This is a genomic window from Anaerostipes sp. 992a, from assembly GCF_001940245.1.
GTDB lineage: Bacteria > Bacillota > Clostridia > Lachnospirales > Lachnospiraceae > Fimousia.
Genome location: NZ_MJIG01000004.1, coordinates 917807 through 939202, shown reverse-complemented (window position 1 = coordinate 939202; position 21396 = coordinate 917807). Strand labels below are relative to the sequence as shown.

The window sequence follows — 21396 nt, the reverse complement described above, 5'->3', positions numbered from 1 at the left end:
GCATGAAAAAGTATCGAGCAGCACTGATCGTGATTATATTGCTGTGGATCGTTTTGAATGGTACTTCCATATTGGGAGCAGAGAACAAAACAGAGCAGCAATATGTAGAAGATAATATTGTATATCATATAGAGGATGGAGAAGCTGTTGTCAGTGGATATCAGGGAGAACCAACGGAGGTTGTGATTCCGCAGGAGGTAAATGGAAGAAAGGTGGTGGCCATAGGAGAATCTGCTTTTTATCGTTGCGATTCTCTTACGAGTATCAAACTTCCAGAAGGACTGAAAGCAATTTATCAGGATGCATTGACAGATACAGGAATTGAGGAGCTTCATCTGCCGTCTACCTGCACCACTTTTGAAGACAACTCCTTGTTTATGCTGAAATCTGTTACAGTAGAAGAGGAAAATCCGATTTTTCGTGGGGAAAAAGGTACATTATTAAAAAAGATACATATGGAAGATTCGATTACAGGGGAAGGGAAAGATGGATATGAGTTATATTTGTATCCGATATCAAAGAAAGCAACGGTCTATTATCCATCAGATGAGGTGATTTATATAGATGGGATTCGATTTCAATATCATCCGTATCTTAAAAATGTGGATCTGGGAAAGGCGTACGTAGACCATTTTGCTAAAATTGTATGTTCCTTTACCTTGAGTGAGGATCATCCGTATTTTACGATGGAAGATGGAGTTGTCTATCGAAAGCAATCCTCAAGTTTGGTTGGAATATCCAGAATAAAGACAGGAGAGGTGGTTGTGCGGAAGGGAACTACAGATGTTGAATCAGAAGCAGCCTATGAGAGTGAGCTTTCTTCTATTATATTTCCGAAAGAGGTAACATCCATTGGAGCAAATGCTTTTTATGAATGTTCCAATCTGGAAAAGATTTATTTTAAAGGGAAGATTCCGAAAATAGAATCAGATGCTTTTTCGGGTGTTCATGGGACAGTGTATTATTCCAAGAGGGATAATCAGGACACAGCCACAAGAAGAAAGGATTATGGCGGTGAACTAGTATGGAAACCGTATGAAGCCAGAAGTAAGCAAACCATCAATGCCACTTCTAAGTATACGAAGACTTATGGAAGTAAGGCATTTTCCCTTGGAGCCAAAACCACTGGGAACGGGAAATTAACTTATACAAGTAGTAACAAAAAGATTGCGACTGTTTCTTCGAATGGGAAAGTCACCATAAAAGGGTATGGAACAGCAACAATTACGATCAAAGCAGGGGAAACCGATGAGTATCTGGAGGCATCGAAGAAAGTTACGATAAAAGTGATACCAAAGAAGATGATTTTAAAGTCATTGGCATCGCCGTCAAAAAAGAAGATAAAGTTTACGTGGAAAAAAGATTCGACAGTAACTGGATATCAGGTTTATGTATCTACGAAAAAAGATTTCAGCAAGTATACCAAAAGTCGTTTTTACGGAAGAAATGTAACTTCTCAGACTGTGTCTGGCTGTACAAGTAAGAAGACCTATTATGTAAAGATTCGTTCTTACAAAACGGTAGGAAAGACCAGATATTATGGAGCGTTTAGCAGCATCAGATCAACAAAAGTAAAATAATCATACATGCAGAAGAGAGTTTGGAATGAATGGAGAACAGATACAAAGAGATTTAAATCGCATATGGAACGGATGGAAGATTCAGGGATTGATTGGAAAGGGGTCTTATGGAAAGGTATATAAGATTACAAAAAGGGATGCCTTTGACCGTTGTTACGAGGCAGCCTTAAAGGTGATTACCATTCCACAAAGTCGGGAGGAAATCCAGTCTGTTGAAAATGATGGCATGAGTCGGGAAAGTGTCAGAGAATATTTTCATGCCATTGCCAGGGATATCGCCGAAGAGGTTTCTTTCATGTCCAGATTAAAAGGAAATTCCCACATTGTAAGCTACGAAGATCATGCCATAGTAGCCCGCGAAGGAACCATAGAATGGGACATCTATATCCGTATGGAATTACTGGTGCCGCTGTTTGATGACCGAAAGAAGCATCCTATGACTGTTGAACGTGTGATTCAGCTGGGAATCGATCTGTGCCGGGCATTGGAAACGTGTCAGCAGCACCAGATCATCCACCGGGATATCAAACCGGAGAATATCTTCGTCTCCCATATGGGGCACTTTAAGCTAGGGGACTTTGGGATTGCAAGGCGGATGGAAAAGACCGTCTCCCTGCTTAGTAAGAAAGGAACCTATACTTATATGGCACCGGAGGTCTATCTGGGAAGAAATTGTGACTTTCGAGGGGATATCTATTCTCTGGGAATCGTTTTATATCGGTTCTTAAATCATAACCGGACTCCATTTCTTCCGCCATATCCAGAGAATATTCATTATTCAGACAGAAATCAGGCTATCGATCTTCGAATGGGAGGACAAAGGATTCCTGCTCCATGCAATGGTCCAAAGGAGCTAAAGGAAATCGTAGAAAAAGCCTGTGCATACAATCCGGAGGAACGATATCAAAGTGCAGCCAGGATGAGAGAGGACCTGGAATACTTATTATATGGAAGAAAGGAAGAACTGGCAGTCGCACTGGAGGAAGAATTGCTGCCGGCAGATGTGGATGAAAACAGTGCAGACCAAAGCCTGGAGCGGCCGCTTGGAGAGCTTGAGCAAGAGGAAAAACAGAATGAGACAGTGTATCTCTTTCCAAGAGACGAAGAGGAATCTTATGGACAGGAACCGACACAAAAGCAGCTGGGAAACAGGCAGAGGGCCGAAGCAGAAGGAGATTTCCAACCAAAAGGTACAATCCGAAATCGGTTTTTTCGCAAGAAGAAAATGGTATGGATTGTGTTGCTTTTGACAGTAGTCATCGGTGGAGCGATTTTTTACCAGACAGTGAAAGAAAAATATCAGGAAAATACGATGGAAGAGGAAATTGACAGCTGGGAATCCTGGGAAATCGTAAATTAAGGATGAAGGAGTATCAGGTGGGTATGATCATAGCGGTTTATAGTAAAAAAGTGTTTAAGGAATATCGGTTGCCTTCGGTGGAAAATGCAGATGAGACCATCTTATTGGGAAAAAGTGAGTTTGGGCTACTGGAGGATCTGGTTTTACGATTGGAGGTATTACAGGGACAGTGGAGGATCCGATCAGATCTTCATTACTGGATCACGAATGAGGATGGTAGTCATTATGTGGGAGAGGTGTTGAAGGATCAGGACGTATTCTTCTTAGAATGTGGAAATCATGAGAGAATTTCGCTGATCATAAAAGAGATATCAAAAGAATTTCGTTCTTATGAGAAGTATGACATTCGAAAAGCGAAAAAGCTTGTGGTGGGAAAAGGGCAGAAGGCGGATATTTGCTATGACTATAAGCATATGGTATCCGATCAGCATGCCATATTGGAGCAGAGGGATGGATGTTTTTGGATCATCAATGACAGTCCCAATGGTACTTATGTGAATTCGAAAAGGATTGACACACAGACCAGATTAGCATTTGGAGACTATATCAATATCATGGGCCTACATATGGTATTTCTGGATGGAATTTTAGCCATTGATAAAAATGAGAATCTTCTTGGACTTCATCGGGATAAGCTTGGTGAGTATACGGAGAATGAGGATATGACGACCTACCTGACAGAGCGGAAAAGGCAGAATCAGAGCAAGAGAATCTATCACAGGGCACCCAGACGATATCGAAGATTGTATGAGGAGCCAATCATCATCCATGGCTTTTCTGATCAGAAGGAGCAAGGGGCAGAGATTCCTATGATGTTTATGCTGATGACTTTGATATTTGGCATGATTTTTATGACGGGGCAATTCTCATCTATATTCTGGTCTGTGGGAATGGGATTAATGGGGAGTGTCATGCTTTGTATGAGTCTGTGGTACCTATATGGTTATGAGAAGCGAAAACGGATGTACCGACAGTATTTCATGGACAAAGAAACGGAAATCAGAGAACAATACAAAAAGAATCAGGAAATCTTAGAAGAACGGTATCCTTCTGCCATGTATGGTATTTGTAGCGGTGAGCAGGAAGGAACCTTGTGGAATCGAAATCCTATGCAGAAGGACTTTCTGGTTCATAGATTGGGAGTGGGAGATCTGCCATTTCAGGTAGCGATAGAGATGGAAGAGGACGGTTTTCCTGATCAAAAAGATTCCCCTTTAAGCGGACCGGCACGCATCAGGAAACAGTATCAGACTCTGAAACAGGTGCCCATTACCCTAGATCTTGGCAGATATCATCGGATCGGAATGATCGGTGGAGAAGGAAGGATGGGAGCACTTGCGGTGGCAAGGACCATCGCAGCACAGATTGCAGTCAACCATTGTTATACAGATGTGAAGATGGGATTTTTTTACCATGGGGAATTAGTGCAAGAATGGGAAGCATTACATTTTGCCAAATGGTTGCCCCATGTATGGTCTGAGGATAAGAAGATTCGGTTCCTTGCTTCCGGACAGGAAGAGGCGAAAGATGTTTTTTATGAATTGACCCAGATCTTTCGCACGCGAAGTTTAGAAGCTGAGCAAAAAGCAGAAAAGAAAAAGCCCTATTATGTACTTTTTGTAACTGACAGCTCTATGCTAGAAGAAGAGCTTTTGGCAAAATATGTGTTCGATGAGCCGGAAGCAGTTGGTCTGACGACCATCTTTCTGGCAGAGCGTTATGAAGAATTGCCAAACCGCTGTGAATTGGTCATCGAGAATGACGAGATCTTTTGCGGTATGTATGATGTAGCAGAGCGTAAGGAGGAAGGAATTCCAATTGCCTTTGACCAGGTGGAAGAAGGAGCATTGCTTAAGTTTGTGCAGAGCATCTTACGGATTCGGGTGCCTGAGACAGAAATGGGCGGAACGCTTCCAGCTAGTGTAAGCCTTTTAGAGATGGTGGAATCTTCTTCCATGAAAAATGCAAAGATTCAAGATCTATGGGCCAAAAACCGGGCCCATGAAAGCATTCGGGGAATGTTAGGACAAAAGGCCGGAGGGCGGATCTGTTATCTGGATCTGCATGAAAAGTACCATGGTCCCCACGGCTTGATTGCAGGAACCACCGGTTCTGGTAAGACAGAGCTTTTAAAAACGCTGATCCTATCGTTAGCACTGCAATATAGCCCAGAAGAGATTGGTTTTTTCCTGATTGATTTTAAGGGCGGAGGAATGAGCAGCGACTTTTGCAACCTGCCACATATGATGGGACAGATCTCCAACTTATCGGGCAATCAGATTCAGAGGGCCATGATTGCTTTAAAAAGTGAGAACCGGAGAAGACAGCACTTATTTTACCAGGCCGGGGTCAGTCATATTGATGAATATCGAAAATCTTATAAAAGAGGACAGGTTTCCACACCGATGCCCCATCTGCTGGTCATCATCGATGAGTTTGCAGAGTTGAAAAAGGAAGCACCGGAATTTTTAAAAGAGCTGATCAGTGTGGCTCAGGTTGGAAGAAGCCTTGGGATGCATCTGATCCTTTCTACCCAAAGGCCAGGAGGATTGGTGGATGATCATATCTGGAGCAATTCCAGATTCCGTATCTGCTTAAGGGTACAGGACCGCAGGGACAGCATGGATGTCCTTCACAGGACGGACGCGGTATCCATTACCCAGCCGGGCTGTGGCTATCTGCAGGTGGGAAATGATGAGGTTTATGAACAGTTTCAGTCTGCGTTTACAGGGACCATTTATACAGCCGATCATGAGCAGGAGACGACCGGGGTGTCAAAGCTGTTACGGTTAGACGGCAAGGTGGAGCAGAAGAACGGCAGGAGAAAATCACTGATTTTAACCGAAGATCAAAGAGAAGCAGAAATGACGCAGTTAGAGGTTGTAAAGGAATGGATCATAAAGGCAGCGAAAGATGGCGGCTATGAAAAGCAACCACCGTTGTGGATGCCGGTGCTTTCTGACCACATTTTGTTGGAGTCTCTTTGGGAAAATCGGTCTGTCAGATTCTTAAATGGAACATGGCAGTCAAAGGATACCGCTGGATTGGGAAAAATCCCAATCGGAAAAGCGGATGATCCGAAGCATCAGAGACAGCTACCTCTCTATCTGGATTTCCTCACGAAGGGCAATCTGGCCATTTGTGGAAGTGGGGTATCAGGAAAAAGTACCATGATCCAGACAATCCTGTACGCATTGATATCTGACTATACGCCGGAAGAAATCCATCTCTATGGGATTGATGTCAACAGCAGGATGATGAATGTCTTTGGTGAAGCACCACAGGTGGGAGGGATTCTTTCGGAAGAAGATAGGAAGAAGATGTCCAGGCTCTTCTCCATGCTGAAGCGAAAGCTGGAAGAAAGAAAGAAACAGATGGGTGGCGGCAATTATGAACAGTATGTGAGCGTACATAAAACCGCTATGCCGGCCATTATCCTATTGATCGATGAATATGCAGCATGGAAGGAAAAGACGGGAGGCATCTATGAAGAAACATTGCTTCGTCTGGCAAAGGAGGGAATGCATTATGGCATTTATCTGGTAGTATCTGGCTATGGGTTCCATATGAATGATCTTCCACTTCGTCTGGAGGAAACTATGGGACAGGTACTCTGTCTGAATCTTCCGGATAAGTATGCCTATGCCAACCTGCTCCATCAGCCATTTGACTTAATGCCAGAGCGTGGCATCAAGGGAAGGGGACTGGCACTGGTTGGGCAGCAGGTGCTGGAATTCCAGACGGCCTTATGCGTAGATGCCAAACATGATTACGAACGTCTGGAAAAGATTCAGGCATATTGTCATCATATGGCAGTCTGCTGGAAGGGAAAGAAAGCTCCCCAAATTCCGGAAATTCCCCAAAACCCTACCTGGGAACAGCTAGGACAGGCAGAGGAATGGAAACAGCTGGCAAGGAGTCAGAGATTTCTTCCAGTAGGATATGATACTTCCGATGCTTCCATCTACAGTATAGACCTTCTTCATACCTACTGCTATATGATCTGGGGAACCAGGGGCTCTGGAAAGACCAATTACATGCGGGCATGTCTGCGTGCAGCACAGAAGAAGAATGGACATATCTGCATCATCGATGGTCCTAAGAAGGAATGGAAGGAATATAAGGGTCATGCGGAGCTTACTTATCTGACGGAGGAAGAGGAGATCTTTGATTATTTCAAGGAACTGATACCAGAAATCGTAAAGAGAAATCAGAAAAAGCAGCAGCTGATACAGGAAGGCTATGGAAGAGAAGAAATTTTTAACCATATGAGCAAAGAAGAACCATATGTTATCTTTCTTCCAGATATGAGCTGGTTTATTTCCCATGTATACGAAGCAAAATGGGATATGACAGGATTTTTAGAAAATGTAATCGAAAAGGGAAGCCTGCACCATATTTATTTTATCGGTGAATTATCCTTAGAGCAGCAGAGCCAGGTGCAGGGATATCCGCTGTATGAGCTTTTTGCTTCTTATAAAAATGGAATTCAGTTTGGCGGAAATCTGGCAGATAACCCAGTGCTTACCTTTGATTATCTTTCCTTCCGGGAGCAGACCAGACGAGAAGCAAAGGGAATTGGACAGATTTCTGACCAGGAGACATGGCAGAATACGAAAAAAATCATAGTACCATTGGTGACAGGAGGTGAAAAGGATGCTATCCATGCTAATCTGTGATCAGAATCAGGAGGAGCGAGATCTGCTAAAAAAGCATTCCAAGGATTCGGTAGCATTTTGCTCCAACGATGAGCTGGAGATCAGGATGACCGCCAGTGTAGACGAAGCAAAACAGTATATAGAGAAGCAGGAACTGTTGGATGTGGCATTTCAGGAGGTTACCATGCCACAGGGAATTACCATGACGAAGAATCTGAGAATCCGATATCAATATTCAGAGCTTTTGTTGATCGCGGATGCCTCCATCTCTCCTATGGCATATCTGACTCCTGAAATCCGGGCAGCTTCTCTGCTGCTTCGCCCTTTTAGTGAAGCCCAGAGCAGGCAGGTAGTCAACCAGTTCTTTCAGTCACTTTATCGGGAACGGACAAAGGAAGAGATGGAAAAGGTGATGATCATTGAAAATCGCCAGGGCAAGATTCGGATCCCATATGATAAGATTTATTATATTGAGGTAAAGGGAAGGAAGATCTATATTCGGTTAAAGGATGAGGAATATAGCAAATATGAGACTATGGAGCAGATGATAAAAAAGCTGCCGAAGCAGTTTCTACGATGCCATAGAAGCTTTGTCATTAATAAAAATTATGTGACCAAGGTACGATTATCTGAAAATCTGATTTACTTAGAGGATGAGATTACAGTCCCACTATCCAGAAAATATAAGGCGGACATGAAAGCGTATATGAATTGCAGCAACATTTCGGAGGAGGAAAGAGATCAATGAATTCATATGGATGGAAAAGCTTTTATATGAAGGAAGAGGAATTCTACCTGCTGTTAGCCGGCAAAGGAGTGAGACGATGGTATGGGTTATCGTCTGACCGAAGAGAATCTTTTCTTCGAGATACTTCCAGGGAAGCAGTCTATGGAGTGCTGGCAGGACTGTATCAAAAAGGATATGTGGACTGGTGTGAAGAGCAGGTGGCCATTGCAGAGCCGATGGATGTCATCCTACAGGCTTTAAAGGACTCAGCATATTGTGTCATGGCGGAGCAGGAAGGAGAGCGACAGTCTTATTATCTTTCGTATGGGGAAATAGTATTAGTGGAGGAAAGTAAGCGGCAGAGAGGAAGACTGAGACTTACGCTCCTTACCAAAGAGGAATTCTTAAACAATCTGTGGGAGGAAGGCTATCTTCCAAAACGAGAGGGAGTAACTGCTTCTGATGGGCAGGAAGGCAGCAGGGTAAAAAAGGTGTATGACCGTGCGATCCTCCGATTTTTGCAAGTGGAAGATGGAAGACAGATGGAACGACTGATCATAAAGGAGATGGGAATGGAGGTTTTGGTGACCTGGGAACATGATTTCTCAGAGGAAATCCTTCCTTATCAAAAGGACTGGTGTGAAAAAAGACTGAATCAATGGTGTAACAGGAGGTAGAAATGATTTTAGTAGAGGTGTATGTGATTTCGATGAATGAATATGTGGATATCCTGCTGGATGAGGAGCTTCTGGTGGGACAGGCAATGGAAGAAATCTGTCAGCTTCTGGGACAGAAGTTAAATACTTCGATCGGAGAGGAAAAGGATACGCTGCTTCTTTGTTCCATGGATGGCAAAGAAATTCTACCAAAGAAACGGACACTGGCAGACTGTAGAATTCAGGATGGAAGTAGATTGTTACTCGTATAGGAGGAAGTTCCCGTTTCTATGGAAACAGGCAATCAGATAAGAGAGGATGGATGGAATGTATACCAGAATAGAGCCAGAGACCATCAAGCATATGTTAGAAGAGCTTGAGCGATGTGAGGAAAAGATACAAATAGAATACGAAAAGCTTCTGGAGGGACAGTCCTATCTAAAGCACCTTGTCAAAGAGGACATGTGGGAATTTCGAAGTGGATTTGACAGACAGATGGAACGACTTTCTTGTGCTGTGCAGCGGTTTACAAGATACCGAATGGCGTTGGAGTGCATACTGGATGCTTATGGACGATGTGAGGAAACGATTCTAAGCTACGAGGATCAGAAAGAGACCTATCAGATGAGCTATGACAGATGTGATCTTAGGGAACTGGGGGAAAAGCTTTTGGAATATGAGATTCCATTTCAATAAAAGAAAGGCAGAAGGAATCATGGAACAGCTAGAGATACAAAGCCAGCGATTGGGCAGAAATACAGAGGAAAAAGAACGATTGTTACAAAATGTAAAGGATGGATGGAAACTCCTTAACCAACAGCTTAAGGAATTGGCTGTCTGTCAGGAAGAGGAATCTTCGATGTTAGAGGAATATGATAGACGCACCATGGAGATGCTGGATCAGATCGCCGATCTGTGGCAATATGAAAGATACGCAAAGAGGGAATATGAGAAATGCGAAGAGAGAATACTGGATATGATCGCGGATATTTGAAAAAGCAGGCTTTCGAGATGCAGGATCAAATCAAGAAGCTCAGACGGGATTTGGAAAAATTGCAAAGATGGCTCAAAGAAGCTGGTGCTTCTTGGGAGGGAGAAGCCGGAGAGCTTTATCGGATCAGGGAAAAAGAGATTGAGCAGGAGATGGAAGAGATTTTTGCATATTACCAAATGGTCAGTCGGAAGCTGTTAGAAAAGACTGGTATTCAGGAAGGGCAAGAACATCAGCCACAAGAAGGGGAAAAAGTGCTTCCCAACAATTTGCTCGTATAGGAGTGGCAGGAAATCATGGAACAGGAACATATATATATGAAAAAACAGCTGCAGCAGATGGCAGAGGCAGCAGGAGAGATAGAAAAGATTGTCAATGGAGATGTGTTAGAAGGCATGGATCAGATTGGACAGATTTGGAAGGGAGAAGCCGCAATAGCCTATCACAATAAGGGAAGAGAAATCGCAGAAGAATTATTGGAAGCCTCTAAGGCCTTAGGAAAGCTTATGGAAGAGGGAAAGGATAGTGTCAAAAATGACGTTATATCGGTCATTTAGATAGAATGGCCTTAGGATACCTTCGAAACGTGTTACTCTTAAAAAGAAGAAAGATTACAGGTAGAAGGGAAAGAGAATGTGGAAGGGATTCAGACAATTGAGTTATTGTTGTTTATGATTTTAATGCTTCTGGTCATCTTATGTGGATATTTGTTCTTCGGACAGGAGTCCGAAAAGAAAGAAAAAAATGGAATGAATGCGAAGAACTTGAAGTTGAGTCAGAGACAGAAATCGTCGGCGACTCGAAAGGGAGCAAGGCTGATCTCATTAAAGACAGGAAAGACAGAAAAAATAGAGAAAACAATGTGGTATATCGGCAAAGATATGGGAAACGATTATGTAATCAGGGAGAATCCTGCCGTTAGCAGACGACATGGCTGTATTATATGGAAGGATGGAGACTATTATCTCTCCGATATGAACTCGTTAAATGGCACCTTTGTCAATGGCAACGAAGTCAGAGAGGGAGAGAAGTTCCGGATCTCTGACCGAGATAAGATCGTGTTGGCAGATGAGGTATTCGAATTTCAAGAATATGAAGAAGGATAACAACAGAGCAGAACCTTTAGGGTGACTGCTCTGTTGTTGGTTATGAGGTTTTCGTTCTATTTATGGTAATGTTGGTACCATCGAAGGCGCCTATTCCAATATAGACATTTTCTGGAAGAGTAATACTTCCCGTGAGACCGCTACAGCCAGAAAAAGCAAAGCTGCCGATATGAGTAATGGAATCAGGTAGGTGTAGATTACCAGTGAAACCACTACAGCCAGAAAAAGCATAGCCATCGATATGAGTAATGGAGTCAGGCAGGTGTAGATTACCGGTGAGCCCACGACAGCCAGAAAAAGTACAGCTGCCGATATGAGTAATGGAATCAGGCAGGTGTAGATTACCGGTGAGACCACTGCAGCCAAAAAAAGCACAGCTGCCAATATGAGTAATGGAATCAGGCAGGTGTAGATTGTCGATGAGACCACTACAGCCAGAAAAAGCACAGCTGTCGATATGAGTAATGGAATCAGGCAGGTGTAGATTACCGGTGAACCCACTACAGCCATAAAAAGCACAGCTATCGATATGAGTAATGGAATCAGGCAGGTGTAGATTACCGGTGAACCCACTACAACCATAAAAAGCACAGCTATCGATATGAGTAATGGAATCAGGCAGGTGTAGATTACCGGTGAACCCATTACAGTGATAAAAAGCATAGCAGCCAATATGAGTAACAGAATTAGGTAGATATAAATCTCCGATAAGACTACTACAGCTTGAAAAAGCATTATCACCAATATAGGTAAGAGAGTCTGGAAGATTTAAAGGACCGATGATTTTTCCACAAAAAAAAGCAGATTTTCCAATTCGTTTTAAATGTTTTGGGAAGGTTTCAAATGTTATTTTCAAGTTCCTGTAAGGTAGAAAACGATCAGGTATTTCTGTAGTGCTACATCCACAGATGCTATCTGGGAGAACTAATTCGTAGTCATCAGGTAATATGGCATATCGTAGATTTAGGGTACGGTGTGTTTTTGGAGTATGAAAAGTAGGATTGTGTTGAGACTTCATCTGAAAATAGCGACCATTTCTTTTTCGGTCTTTCAGATCAAGCAACATGATCTCCTTGCGAGTATCCAGATCATAAATAATAAATAAGCGGCCATAGTCATCATCCACTTCTACAATCAATGCCGAAAAAATCCATGGATATAACTGTGAGAAGAGTTGCTCTATTTCTATTTTGTCCTGGTGCCGATACCGTGATAGTAAAGTCAGCTGTAGTTCTTGAGTTATATATGTAGAAATATCCGCAATAATAAAATCATCATATGAGGATGACCAGTCATGCTCCATGACCAGCCTGTTCTTTATCAAATGTTCATAAAATGCAATCTTTTCTTCTTCTTTGATCAATATTTCTTCTTCATTCATTTCTAACATCTCAGCGATCAGCGGATGGATGGCAACCCATCCATCACCATGCTGGATCCATCCCAGATCCTGTAGATCGTTACAAGTCATCTGGATATATTTTTGGGCAGAATTATCTCCTAACAGCTGATAGAGGAATTCTGGGCGGAATTGGTATGCGGGAGCAAGGATCAAGAATGATAATACCTGCTTTTCAAAGTTCGTAAATGTATGAGTTAATAAATCCTGAAAAATAATATTTAAAATAGATGGAATATTATCTCTAAAACGTGTACGGTCTCTTTTATAATTGATGGAAGCACCATCAGGAAGAGCTTTATTCAAGCCCTGTTCCAAACGGCTGCAGAATTCAGAAATTCCTTCTGTATCATATTCACGAAGCTGGGCTGCCAGCATTACCGTAAGCATTACATTGTAACCAATAAGCTGGCAGATGCGCATAACATCATTTCTTTCCGGTTCTGAAATGTTCTTTCTTATATGTGCTCTGTTTTCCAGTGTATAGTTTCTTTCAAAGACAGCATAGAGAAAGGTGCTGTCAGTTGCCGTATTTTCCAGATTATCTAATAGGATAATGGATTCTGGCGATAGATCTTCAAAGACGGAAAGTCTGGAGGTAATGAGGATATGGGCCATTCCGGTTTGGTACCACAATTCTTCAAAAAGGTCAGAACAGTCTATATTGCAATTATCAATGATGATCAGGTATTGTGCAGTCCATTGACCAAGTTTTTTTAAAAATTCTTTTGAATCCAAATTTGGATAGTTTTTTTGTAAAAGGCTTCTAAGTTCCAGGGAGCCAGACTTATCCTCACAGGTGAGCCAAAGGATATCACGATAGGAAAACCGTTCTTTCCATGCATAGCTACGTGCCAGTTCACTTTTCCCACTACCACCGATACCACTTAGAACAACAAGAGACTTTTCTGTATGTTCTGCTTGGAATTGTTCTTTTATTTGGTTCAGATAAAAGGTACGTGGTACATAAGTGCTTTTATTCTTTGAGAGGCCAAGCGTAACAGGACGAATCTTATCATGACTGATAAAGGAGTCGATATGTCTATTTGGCTGTTTTGTAAAAGGACATAGATTCTTTATTTTTGAAAAAAGATTTCGAAGTAAGGCAATCAAAAGCATCCATGTGAGGATAGTGGCAAGTTGCTCATATATGGTGTTATGATCTTCGCTATCCAAGCATAGGGCAATCTGCTCCTGAAAGGTCTTTTTCATATCGCATGCCCACTCTTCTTCAAAGTAAAACTGTATAAAGGAAAGAAGTGTCTGACAGGCAGCATCTATTTCGTCTGCAATATGACAGTCTTTTAGAAAATTCTTATTTTTAAAAATAATGGTGTCAATGATAGCTGGATTTTGAACAATATCATTGGTAAATGATTCTAGGATATCCCTGGTATTACTAACTTGATTTTTATATTCTCCGCTTTCTTTATTATAACGACCAAATAGATCGGTGAGAATACCATCGGTAATGTAGATGTTCAAAGCGGTTGCTTGTCGGCTTGGCATTTGTATCAATTTCTCCCCGAAATGCCTAGCTAAGAAATAAGGACGAGTTGGTTTAAATCTTTGACTCGAATCTGAATGGGATGATATTGGATTCGAATGCTTCTCCTTAAAAAGCGGACCGATCTTTGTCTCATCAGGTCCATCTAATTGTGAATAAAATAATCTCTTTAGATGTTTTAGTACCATCTGCACATTCCCCCTCTTAACCTTTTCATAACAATATTGTACCATTTGGAACGATAAACAACAAGAAGAGAAAATTACCCAAAACACTGTTTTTGGTACCCAGATTTTTATTTTCTTCACCCAGGATGAAAGGCTTTCATATCTAGAGCCTCCTAACTATCAGTTGTACAATATTCGTATAAGGAAGACATTCCTTTAATCATACGTCCGGACGTAAATAAGAAACACTGTCGATGGGCAGTCATATGCATCGCAAAGCATTGCGAGAATAGGAGGTCTTATTTATGTCTATTATTAAGAAAAGATTTTATTATGGGATTTTATTGTGTGGATTATTTTTCGTAATGGCTACTTCTTGTCAAACAGAAGCAGCTTCTATACCAGTCAAGCAGACGATTTCAATGAGTAGTAAAAAGAAAGGGCAGGTAACATTGATTTGGAAAAAAGACGATAGCTGTACAGGGTATCAATTGTTGATGAGCAGTGATAAAAATTTTAAAAAAAATACACGTACCAGAACCTTCGGTAAGAGTGTAACAAAGGCAACGGTGACTGGATTGCAGAGCAATAAAACTTACTATGCAAAAGTTCGAGGCGTTCGAACATCGTCTAGTGGAAAAAAGACATATGGCAAATATTCAGCTGTAAAAAAATGTAAAATAAAATAGGGTAAAGCTGGCATCCGGTATGTTTCAAAATAAATATATAGGATGCCAGTTTTCTTTCATAATAAAAAAGATTTAGAAATACTAATTGTCAGAAGGTGTCAAATATTACAGTTAACTGGTTAATTATGTAATCTTTGTAGATGAGAAAATCACAAAAAACTATAATGAAAAACAAGTATAAACGACAGGGGATAAATGAAAAATGTATATGATAGGAATGCTAGAAGAAAGTTTAGAATATCGAAAATGGGCAAGCGATGCAATCAGATCCTTTGCTCTGGAAGAGAGGATGGATGTAGATATTCTTGAGTTTGACAAAGTGCAGGGGTTGATTGATTTTTATCAGGATAGATCCAAGAATCTGGATTTTCTCTTTCTAAATACGACGTTCAATCATGAGTCCACCATTCCTTTAGCCAAAAGGTTAAAGAACATAAATAATGGATTCCAGATTGTTTTCTGGACAGACCATATGGAAGATTCTTCTAAATGCTATGAGGTGGAGCATAGCTATCTGGTGGAACAGAGCAGATTAGAATACAATATGAAGCATATGTTTTCCTGCCTGATTGAAAAGTGGAAGGAAAAGAAATTGGTTATTTTTACGAAGGGCAAACGGATTGTCCTGGATCAGGAAAATATCCAATATATGGAACGAAATAAAAGAAAGACCTATATATGGATGAGAGAAACTGCCGATGTAGCTACTACTGTATTAAAAATTGGAGAATTGGATGAACGCTTGAATCATCGTATTTTTATAAGATGCCATAATAGCTATATTGTAAATCGAAACTGCGTAGAGAAGTTTTATCGGGATCGTTTTGAGCTAAAGGGAGGGAAAAGCGTACCGATCAGTAGGAAGTATTATAAAGAGATCAAAGAGATGTTTTAAATGTACTTAAAATAAAACGTGAGGGGAAATCTTAATGAAAAAGCAAAATATAGAATTAAAAGGAAAGACTATTTTAGTGACAGGAGCAGCAGGATTTATTGGTTCCAATCTGGTAAGGATTTTATATGAAATGGTGGAAGATATCCAGATAATTGGAATTGATAATATGAATGATTATTATGATATAACCCTGAAAGAGAGCAGACTGGAAGGCTTAAAGAAATACTCTTCTTTTGTCTTTATCAAAGGCAATATTGCGGATAAGGAGATGGTTCATTCTGTTTTTCAGAAATATAGACCAAGAATTGTTGTAAATCTTGCTGCACAGGCAGGGGTCCGCTACTCTATTCAGAATCCGGATGCATATATAGAATCCAATATCATAGGATTTTTTAATATTTTGGAAGCATGCAGACATTCATATGATACAGAAGGAGCAGGAGTGGAGCATCTTGTGTATGCATCAAGCTCCAGCATATACGGAGCAAATGATAAAATTCCTTATTCCGTAGAGGATAAAACAGATTCTCCTGTATCTCTATATGCTGCAACAAAAAAATCAAATGAGCTGATGGCATATGCATATTCAAAACTATATGGAATTCCGGCTACTGGATTAAGATTTTTTACCGTATATGGACCGGCGGGAAGACCGGATATGGCATATTTTGGATTTACCAATAAGCTTTTAAAGGGAGAGACGATACAAATCTTTAATTACGGAAATTGTAAGAGGGATTTTACTTACATTGATGATATTGTCAATGGGGTCATTCGTGTAATGAGAAAGGCGCCTGAACGGGATAAAAAAGAAATTAGACATAAGGTTTATAATATCGGGAATCATGAGCCAGTGAATCTGTTGGAATTTGTAGAGATTTTACAGCAGGAGCTGGTTTTTAGTGGTGTGCTTCCAGAAAATTATGATTTTGAGGCACATAAAGAACTGGTGCCTATGCAGCCGGGAGATGTGGAAACAACCTATGCGGATGTCAGTGAATTAATAGAAGATTTTGACTTTAAGCCGAACACATCTATTCGAAAGGGACTTCGTGCATTTGCCGAATGGTATCGGTCATTTTATCAAGTTGAGGAGAAACGTCTATGAGTATAGAGAAAAGAAAGATTACAGTAGTTGGAACAGGATATGTGGGACTTTCCATAGCTGTTTTATTGTCACAGAAGCATGAGGTTTATGCAGTGGATATTATTCCAGAAAAGGTGGAGATGATCAATCAGAGAAAATCTCCAATTGTAGATAAAGAACTAGAAGCATATCTGGCAGAAAAAAAGTTGTATCTGACAGCTACGATAGATGCCCAGAAGGCCTATGAAAAAGCAGAGTATATTGTCATTGCAGCACCAACGAATTATGACAGTCGAAAGAATTATTTTGATACATCGATTGTAGAAGAAATTATTGAAACAGCATCTAAATGCAATCCAGATGCCTTTCTTATTATTAAGTCTACCATACCTGTAGGTTTTACCAAAGAGATTAGAAGACGAACAGGGAATAAAAGAATCCTCTTTAGTCCTGAGTTTTTACGAGAGGGTTCTGCACTTTATGACAATTTATATCCATCCCGTATCATTGTTGGAACAGATTTCGAAGATGTTGTCTTGCGAAAGGCAGCAGAAGAATTTGCCGGATTGTTGCAGGAATGCGCAATAAAAGAAAATATCAATACTTTATTTATGGGATTTACGGAAGCAGAAGCGGTAAAGCTGTTCGCCAATACATATCTGGCACTTCGGGTTTCCTTTTTCAATGAATTGGATACCTATGCCGAGATGAAAGGATTGGATACCAGACAGATTATTGATGGAGTATGTTTGGATCCAAGAATTGGAAGTCATTATAATAATCCATCTTTTGGATATGGAGGATATTGTCTTCCAAAGGATACAAAACAGTTATTGGCCAATTACCAGGACATTCCGGAAAATCTGATAAAAGCAATTGTAGATGCCAACCGAACCAGAAAGGACTTTATCGCTGAAAGGGTTCTTCAGATGGCACATTATTATGAACCATCTGATGAATGGCAGAAAAAGAAGGAGAAGGAAGTAACCGTTGGAGTATATAGGCTGACGATGAAGAGCAACAGCGATAACTTTCGCCAAAGTTCCATCCAGGGAGTCATGAAAAGAATTAAAGCGAAAGGGGCACATGTCATTATTTATGAGCCTACGATTGAGAAAAACACAACCTTTTTCGGAAGTAGAATTGAGAATGATCTGGAAGAGTTTAAAAGGATCAGTGATGTAATTCTGGTAAATCGTTACAGCAAAGAGTTGGATGATGTAAATGACAAGGTATATACAAGAGATATTTTTCAGAGAGATTAATGGAGGAAAGTTGAGATGGAGCAATATGAAGAAGATATTGATTTAAAAGAAATCGGTTTTTTGTTGCTGAGAAAATGGAAGTATATTGTGGCTGCTGCATGCGTAATAGGAATGATTACAGCAGTAATCAATCAGTTTGTCATTACACCAAAATATTCGTCTGCTTCGGAGATTTATATTTTTTCAGAAGGAAACAGTAATGAGATTATCGATCTACAGACAAGCAACAGTTTGACCAAGGATTATATGAGAGTGGCAACAGGAAAAACCGTATTAAAGAAAGTTGTAAAACGATTAGAACTGGATGAGGATTACCGTGACCTGAAAAAAAGAATTACGGTAGTCAATCCAGAGGATACACGAATTCTGGAATTAACAGTTGTAGATGAAGATCCAGTACAGGCAGCAAAGATTACAGATGAATTGGCCAAGGTGACTGTAAAGTACATAGAAGATAAGATGGATCAGGAATGTCCAAGTATTTTAGAGCAGGCAGAAGTAAATAGCGATCCGATCAGCCCGAATAAGGTTAAGAATACCATATGGGGAGTTTTGGCGGGGGCAATTGGAATGTGTGGATTCATTCTGATTCGATATTTTATGAATGAGACAGTCATGGATATTGAAACGATGGAAAATTATCTGGATTTAAATGTTCTGGGAGAAGTTCCGGAGAGCAAATCCGTGTTTGAGAAAAAAGTACAAAAGAGCAGAAAAAAAGGTAGAAAGGAGAAACGATCATGAATAAGGTAACGTTAGGTAAAATTCAGGATCAGGAATATGAAATCGTCGAAGCCTTTCGAACCATTAAGACTAATATTCAGTTTTGTGGAGCAAATATAAAGACGATCATGGTCACAAGCTCCGTAGCAGATGAGGGAAAAAGTGTGGTTGCATTTCATCTGGCACGTTCTCTGGCGGAATCTAATAAAAGAGTATTATATGTAGACTGCGATATCCGCAGATCGGTGACCATTGGACGTCTGGGTGCTTATCAGGAAAATGGAAAAAGCATTTTTGGGCTATCTCATTACCTAAGCGAACAAAAGACATTAAAGGAAATTATCTATAGTACCACCATTGAAAATGTGGATATGATTTTTACCGGACCAGACGTACCAAATCCAACGGAATTACTGGAAGGGCCATTGTTCCAAAAATTAGTAGAAGAAGTAAAAGGAGAATATGACAAGATTATTTTCGATACACCTCCACTTGGAATGGTTATTGATGCTGCAGTCATCGGTCCATGTATGGATGGAGCCATTCTGGTAGTACGTCAGGGTAAGGTGAATCGAAGGATGATTAAGAAGGTGAAAAAACAGCTGGAGCATTCCGGTGTCCGCATTCTTGGTGGAATATTGAATGGGAAAAAATATGAGAAGCAGGGCTATTACTACAAAAGTGGTTATTATCAGTCTTATTAAAGGAGGAGTCACAAGTGACCAATCAGAAACGTTTGCTTATTTATGCACACTATTATGTTCCAGATGTGGCATCCACCGGACAGATTCTAAAGGAACTGGCAGAGGGAATGCTGGATACTTTTCAAATTACAGTTATTTGTGTGGTTCCTTCTTATAGTGGAGTCATTGAGGAAAAGTATAAAAAGAAAAAGTATTATAAAGAAATAATAAATGGCGTAAGGGTCTTTCGGATTCGGGTGCCTGAATTTGATAAGTCTAATAAGATAAGCAGAATTAGAAATATTCTGGGGTATTTTTTTGGAGCTATGGCAATTACACGAAAGACAGGAAGACAGGATTATGTATTTTCCATTTCTCAGCCTCCAATTTTGGGAGGATTATTAGGTATTTGGGGAAAATGGGTCAAACATGCCAGATTTATCTATAACATTCAGGACTTTAATCCAGAGCAGGTAATGGCGGTAAATTACAGCAAAAATCCACTGATATTAAGGCTCATGATGATACTTGATAAATTTAGCTGCAGGCAGAGCAACCTTGTTATTACTGTCGGACGGGATCTGGTGGAAACAATGAAGAAAAGATTCCACGGAAGGAGAGTTCCAAAGACGATATTTATCAATAACTGGATTGATGAGAAGGAGATTTATCCGCTGCCGTATGAACATGAAAAAGTAATGGAATTTCGTAGAAAGTATGGATTGGAAGATAAATTTGTCATTATGTATTCCGGGAATATTGGATTGTACTATGATCTGGAAAGACTGATCAAAGTGATAGAAAGATTCAAGCCAGGAACCAAAGCGGCGACAGGTCAGGAAGTTGGATTTGCCTTTGTAGGTGCAGGCAGTGTGTTGGATCAGCTGAAATCCTATGTAAAGGAGCATGAGATGAGAAATGTAAGCTTTATTCCATATCAGGATAAAGAGGATCTGATCTATAGTCTGAATGCTGGAGATGTACATTGGTGTGTCAATGCCAAAGGAATCAAAGGGGTATCCTGCCCATCAAAATATTATGGAATTGCAGCAGCAGGGAAACCGGTATTAGGTGTGCTGGAGACAGATTCAGAAGTACGACTGTTGATCGAAGAGACCAAATGTGGATTTTGCGCAGAACCAGGAGATTATAAGCAGATTGAAGAAGACATCCAATGGTTTATCGACCATGCAGGAAGTCAGGAAATAGCAGTTATGGGGCAGAATGGACGGGAGCATCTGATGAAGAATCTGACAAGAGGCATATCTGTCGAAAAATATAAAAAAGCAATCTTGAAAAGCTGAGGTGAAGAGGATGAACAGTAACTGGTTTAAGCTGGTGATGAAAGCCACTGGAATTCAATATGGCAGAAATCTGTTACTAAAAGGGATGCCGGTAATCTTTAATAAGCGAGGGGCCAGCCTGACGATCGGGGAAAATTGCGTAATCAAAAGTTCCTTCTTATCCAATCTGGTTGGATTATATTCCAGAACGATCATTGTTACCAGAACACCTGGAGCAAAAATTAAGATTGGTGATCAGGTAGGCATCTCAGGATCAACGATTTATGCAAGAAAGAGCATTCAGATTGGTGATCGCACTTGTATTGGTGGTAACTGTAAGATTCTGGACAATGACTTTCATCCAGTTGAGATGGAGAAAAGGAATGAACTTCTTCAGGAAAAAGCACCGGATTCAGGTCATAAAGCAGAGTGGATTGGAGCAAGACCTATTGTCATTGGTAAAGATTGTTTTATTGGCTGTAATACTATTTTACTAAAAGGTACTGTTCTGGGAGATCGTTGTGTCGTGGGAGCAGGAGCTGTGGTATGTGGTGTATTTGAGGATGATTGTGTCATAGCAGGCAATCCAGCCAAAGTAATAAAGAAACTGAAAGGATAAA

General features: G+C 40.6%; 20 protein-coding genes. 19 read left to right on the top strand and 1 reads right to left on the bottom strand.

Features of this window, described 5'->3' with window-relative positions:
- Positions 1-2 precede the first annotated feature (2 nt).
- The 11 genes from BHF69_RS08800 to BHF69_RS08750 all read left to right on the top strand — a co-directional run bounded on the left by BHF69_RS08800 (position 3) and on the right by BHF69_RS08750 (position 11078).
- Positions 3-1580, top strand: coding sequence for a leucine-rich repeat protein (locus BHF69_RS08800; protein WP_075670726.1), 1578 nt, complete (start codon positions 3-5; stop codon positions 1578-1580).
- A gap of 25 nt (positions 1581-1605) precedes the next feature.
- Positions 1606-2940 (top strand): serine/threonine-protein kinase, encoded by a 1335-nt coding sequence (locus BHF69_RS08795; protein ID WP_075670724.1) that lies wholly within the window; start codon positions 1606-1608, stop codon positions 2938-2940.
- A gap of 23 nt (positions 2941-2963) precedes the next feature.
- The gene (gene essC, locus BHF69_RS08790) at positions 2964-7619 is read left to right on the top strand and encodes a type VII secretion protein EssC (protein ID WP_242946151.1); all 4656 of its coding nucleotides are present in this window, start codon (positions 2964-2966) and stop codon (positions 7617-7619) included.
- A complete protein-coding gene (locus tag BHF69_RS08785; RefSeq protein WP_075670720.1) occupies positions 7597-8346 on the top strand; it encodes a LytR/AlgR family response regulator transcription factor in 750 nt (249 codons plus the stop codon). Before essC ends, BHF69_RS08785 begins: the two co-directional genes overlap by 23 nt.
- The gene (locus BHF69_RS08780) at positions 8343-9002 is read left to right on the top strand and encodes a hypothetical protein (protein ID WP_075670718.1); all 660 of its coding nucleotides are present in this window, start codon (positions 8343-8345) and stop codon (positions 9000-9002) included. The genes BHF69_RS08785 and BHF69_RS08780 overlap by 4 nt, the downstream gene beginning before the upstream one ends.
- A 2-nt stretch (positions 9003-9004) precedes the next feature.
- Entirely contained in the window at positions 9005-9253 is a 249-nt protein-coding gene (locus BHF69_RS08775) for an EsaB/YukD family protein (RefSeq protein ID WP_075670716.1), read from the top strand.
- A 55-nt stretch (positions 9254-9308) separates the two neighbouring features.
- A complete protein-coding gene (locus BHF69_RS08770; RefSeq protein WP_075670714.1) occupies positions 9309-9677 on the top strand; it encodes a hypothetical protein in 369 nt (122 codons plus the stop codon).
- A gap of 19 nt (positions 9678-9696) precedes the next feature.
- Complete coding sequence (locus tag BHF69_RS08765) at positions 9697-9975, top strand: hypothetical protein (RefSeq protein ID WP_158022570.1); 279 nt, start codon at positions 9697-9699, stop codon at positions 9973-9975.
- 17 nt (positions 9976-9992) lie between these two features.
- Positions 9993-10253: a hypothetical protein gene (locus BHF69_RS08760; protein WP_158022569.1), complete on the top strand. Its 261-nt coding sequence runs from the start codon at positions 9993-9995 to the stop codon at positions 10251-10253.
- Between the two features lie 15 nt (positions 10254-10268).
- The gene (locus BHF69_RS08755; protein ID WP_075670708.1) at positions 10269-10529 is read left to right on the top strand and encodes a hypothetical protein; all 261 of its coding nucleotides are present in this window, start codon (positions 10269-10271) and stop codon (positions 10527-10529) included.
- A gap of 78 nt (positions 10530-10607) precedes the next feature.
- On the top strand, positions 10608-11078 hold the full coding sequence (locus BHF69_RS08750) for an FHA domain-containing protein (RefSeq protein ID WP_075670706.1): 471 nt from the start codon (positions 10608-10610) through the stop codon (positions 11076-11078).
- A 40-nt stretch (positions 11079-11118) separates the two neighbouring features.
- Here the strand turns inward: BHF69_RS08750 and BHF69_RS08745 are convergent, their stop codons facing one another.
- Positions 11119-13986: a leucine-rich repeat domain-containing protein gene (locus tag BHF69_RS08745; RefSeq protein WP_075670704.1), complete on the bottom strand. Its 2868-nt coding sequence runs from the start codon at positions 13984-13986 to the stop codon at positions 11119-11121.
- Between the two features lie 470 nt (positions 13987-14456).
- Between BHF69_RS08745 and BHF69_RS08740 the strand changes: the two genes are divergently transcribed.
- The 8 genes from BHF69_RS08740 (at position 14457) to BHF69_RS08705 (ending at position 21395) form a co-directional block, all read left to right on the top strand.
- Positions 14457-14840 carry a fibronectin type III domain-containing protein gene (locus BHF69_RS08740; RefSeq protein ID WP_075670702.1) on the top strand — a complete coding sequence of 128 codons (384 nt, stop codon included), beginning with the start codon at positions 14457-14459 and terminating at the stop codon, positions 14838-14840.
- A 202-nt stretch (positions 14841-15042) separates the two neighbouring features.
- Positions 15043-15735 (top strand): LytR/AlgR family response regulator transcription factor, encoded by a 693-nt coding sequence (locus BHF69_RS08735; protein WP_075670701.1) that lies wholly within the window; start codon positions 15043-15045, stop codon positions 15733-15735.
- Positions 15736-15769: 34 nt separating this feature from the next.
- Positions 15770-16843: an NAD-dependent epimerase/dehydratase family protein gene (locus BHF69_RS08730; RefSeq protein ID WP_075670699.1), complete on the top strand. Its 1074-nt coding sequence runs from the start codon at positions 15770-15772 to the stop codon at positions 16841-16843.
- Positions 16840-18087: a nucleotide sugar dehydrogenase gene (locus BHF69_RS08725; protein WP_075670697.1), complete on the top strand. Its 1248-nt coding sequence runs from the start codon at positions 16840-16842 to the stop codon at positions 18085-18087. Before BHF69_RS08730 ends, BHF69_RS08725 begins: the two co-directional genes overlap by 4 nt.
- Before the next feature lie 15 nt (positions 18088-18102).
- Positions 18103-18831 (top strand): YveK family protein, encoded by a 729-nt coding sequence (locus BHF69_RS08720; RefSeq protein WP_075670695.1) that lies wholly within the window; start codon positions 18103-18105, stop codon positions 18829-18831.
- A complete protein-coding gene (locus tag BHF69_RS08715) occupies positions 18828-19514 on the top strand; it encodes a CpsD/CapB family tyrosine-protein kinase (RefSeq protein WP_075670693.1) in 687 nt (228 codons plus the stop codon). Before BHF69_RS08720 ends, BHF69_RS08715 begins: the two co-directional genes overlap by 4 nt.
- Positions 19515-19528: 14 nt before the next feature.
- On the top strand, positions 19529-20797 hold the full coding sequence (locus BHF69_RS08710) for a glycosyltransferase family 4 protein (RefSeq protein WP_075670691.1): 1269 nt from the start codon (positions 19529-19531) through the stop codon (positions 20795-20797).
- 10 nt (positions 20798-20807) lie between these two features.
- The gene (locus tag BHF69_RS08705; RefSeq protein ID WP_083651180.1) at positions 20808-21395 is read left to right on the top strand and encodes an acyltransferase; all 588 of its coding nucleotides are present in this window, start codon (positions 20808-20810) and stop codon (positions 21393-21395) included.
- The last annotated feature ends 1 nt before the right edge of the window (position 21396 follow it).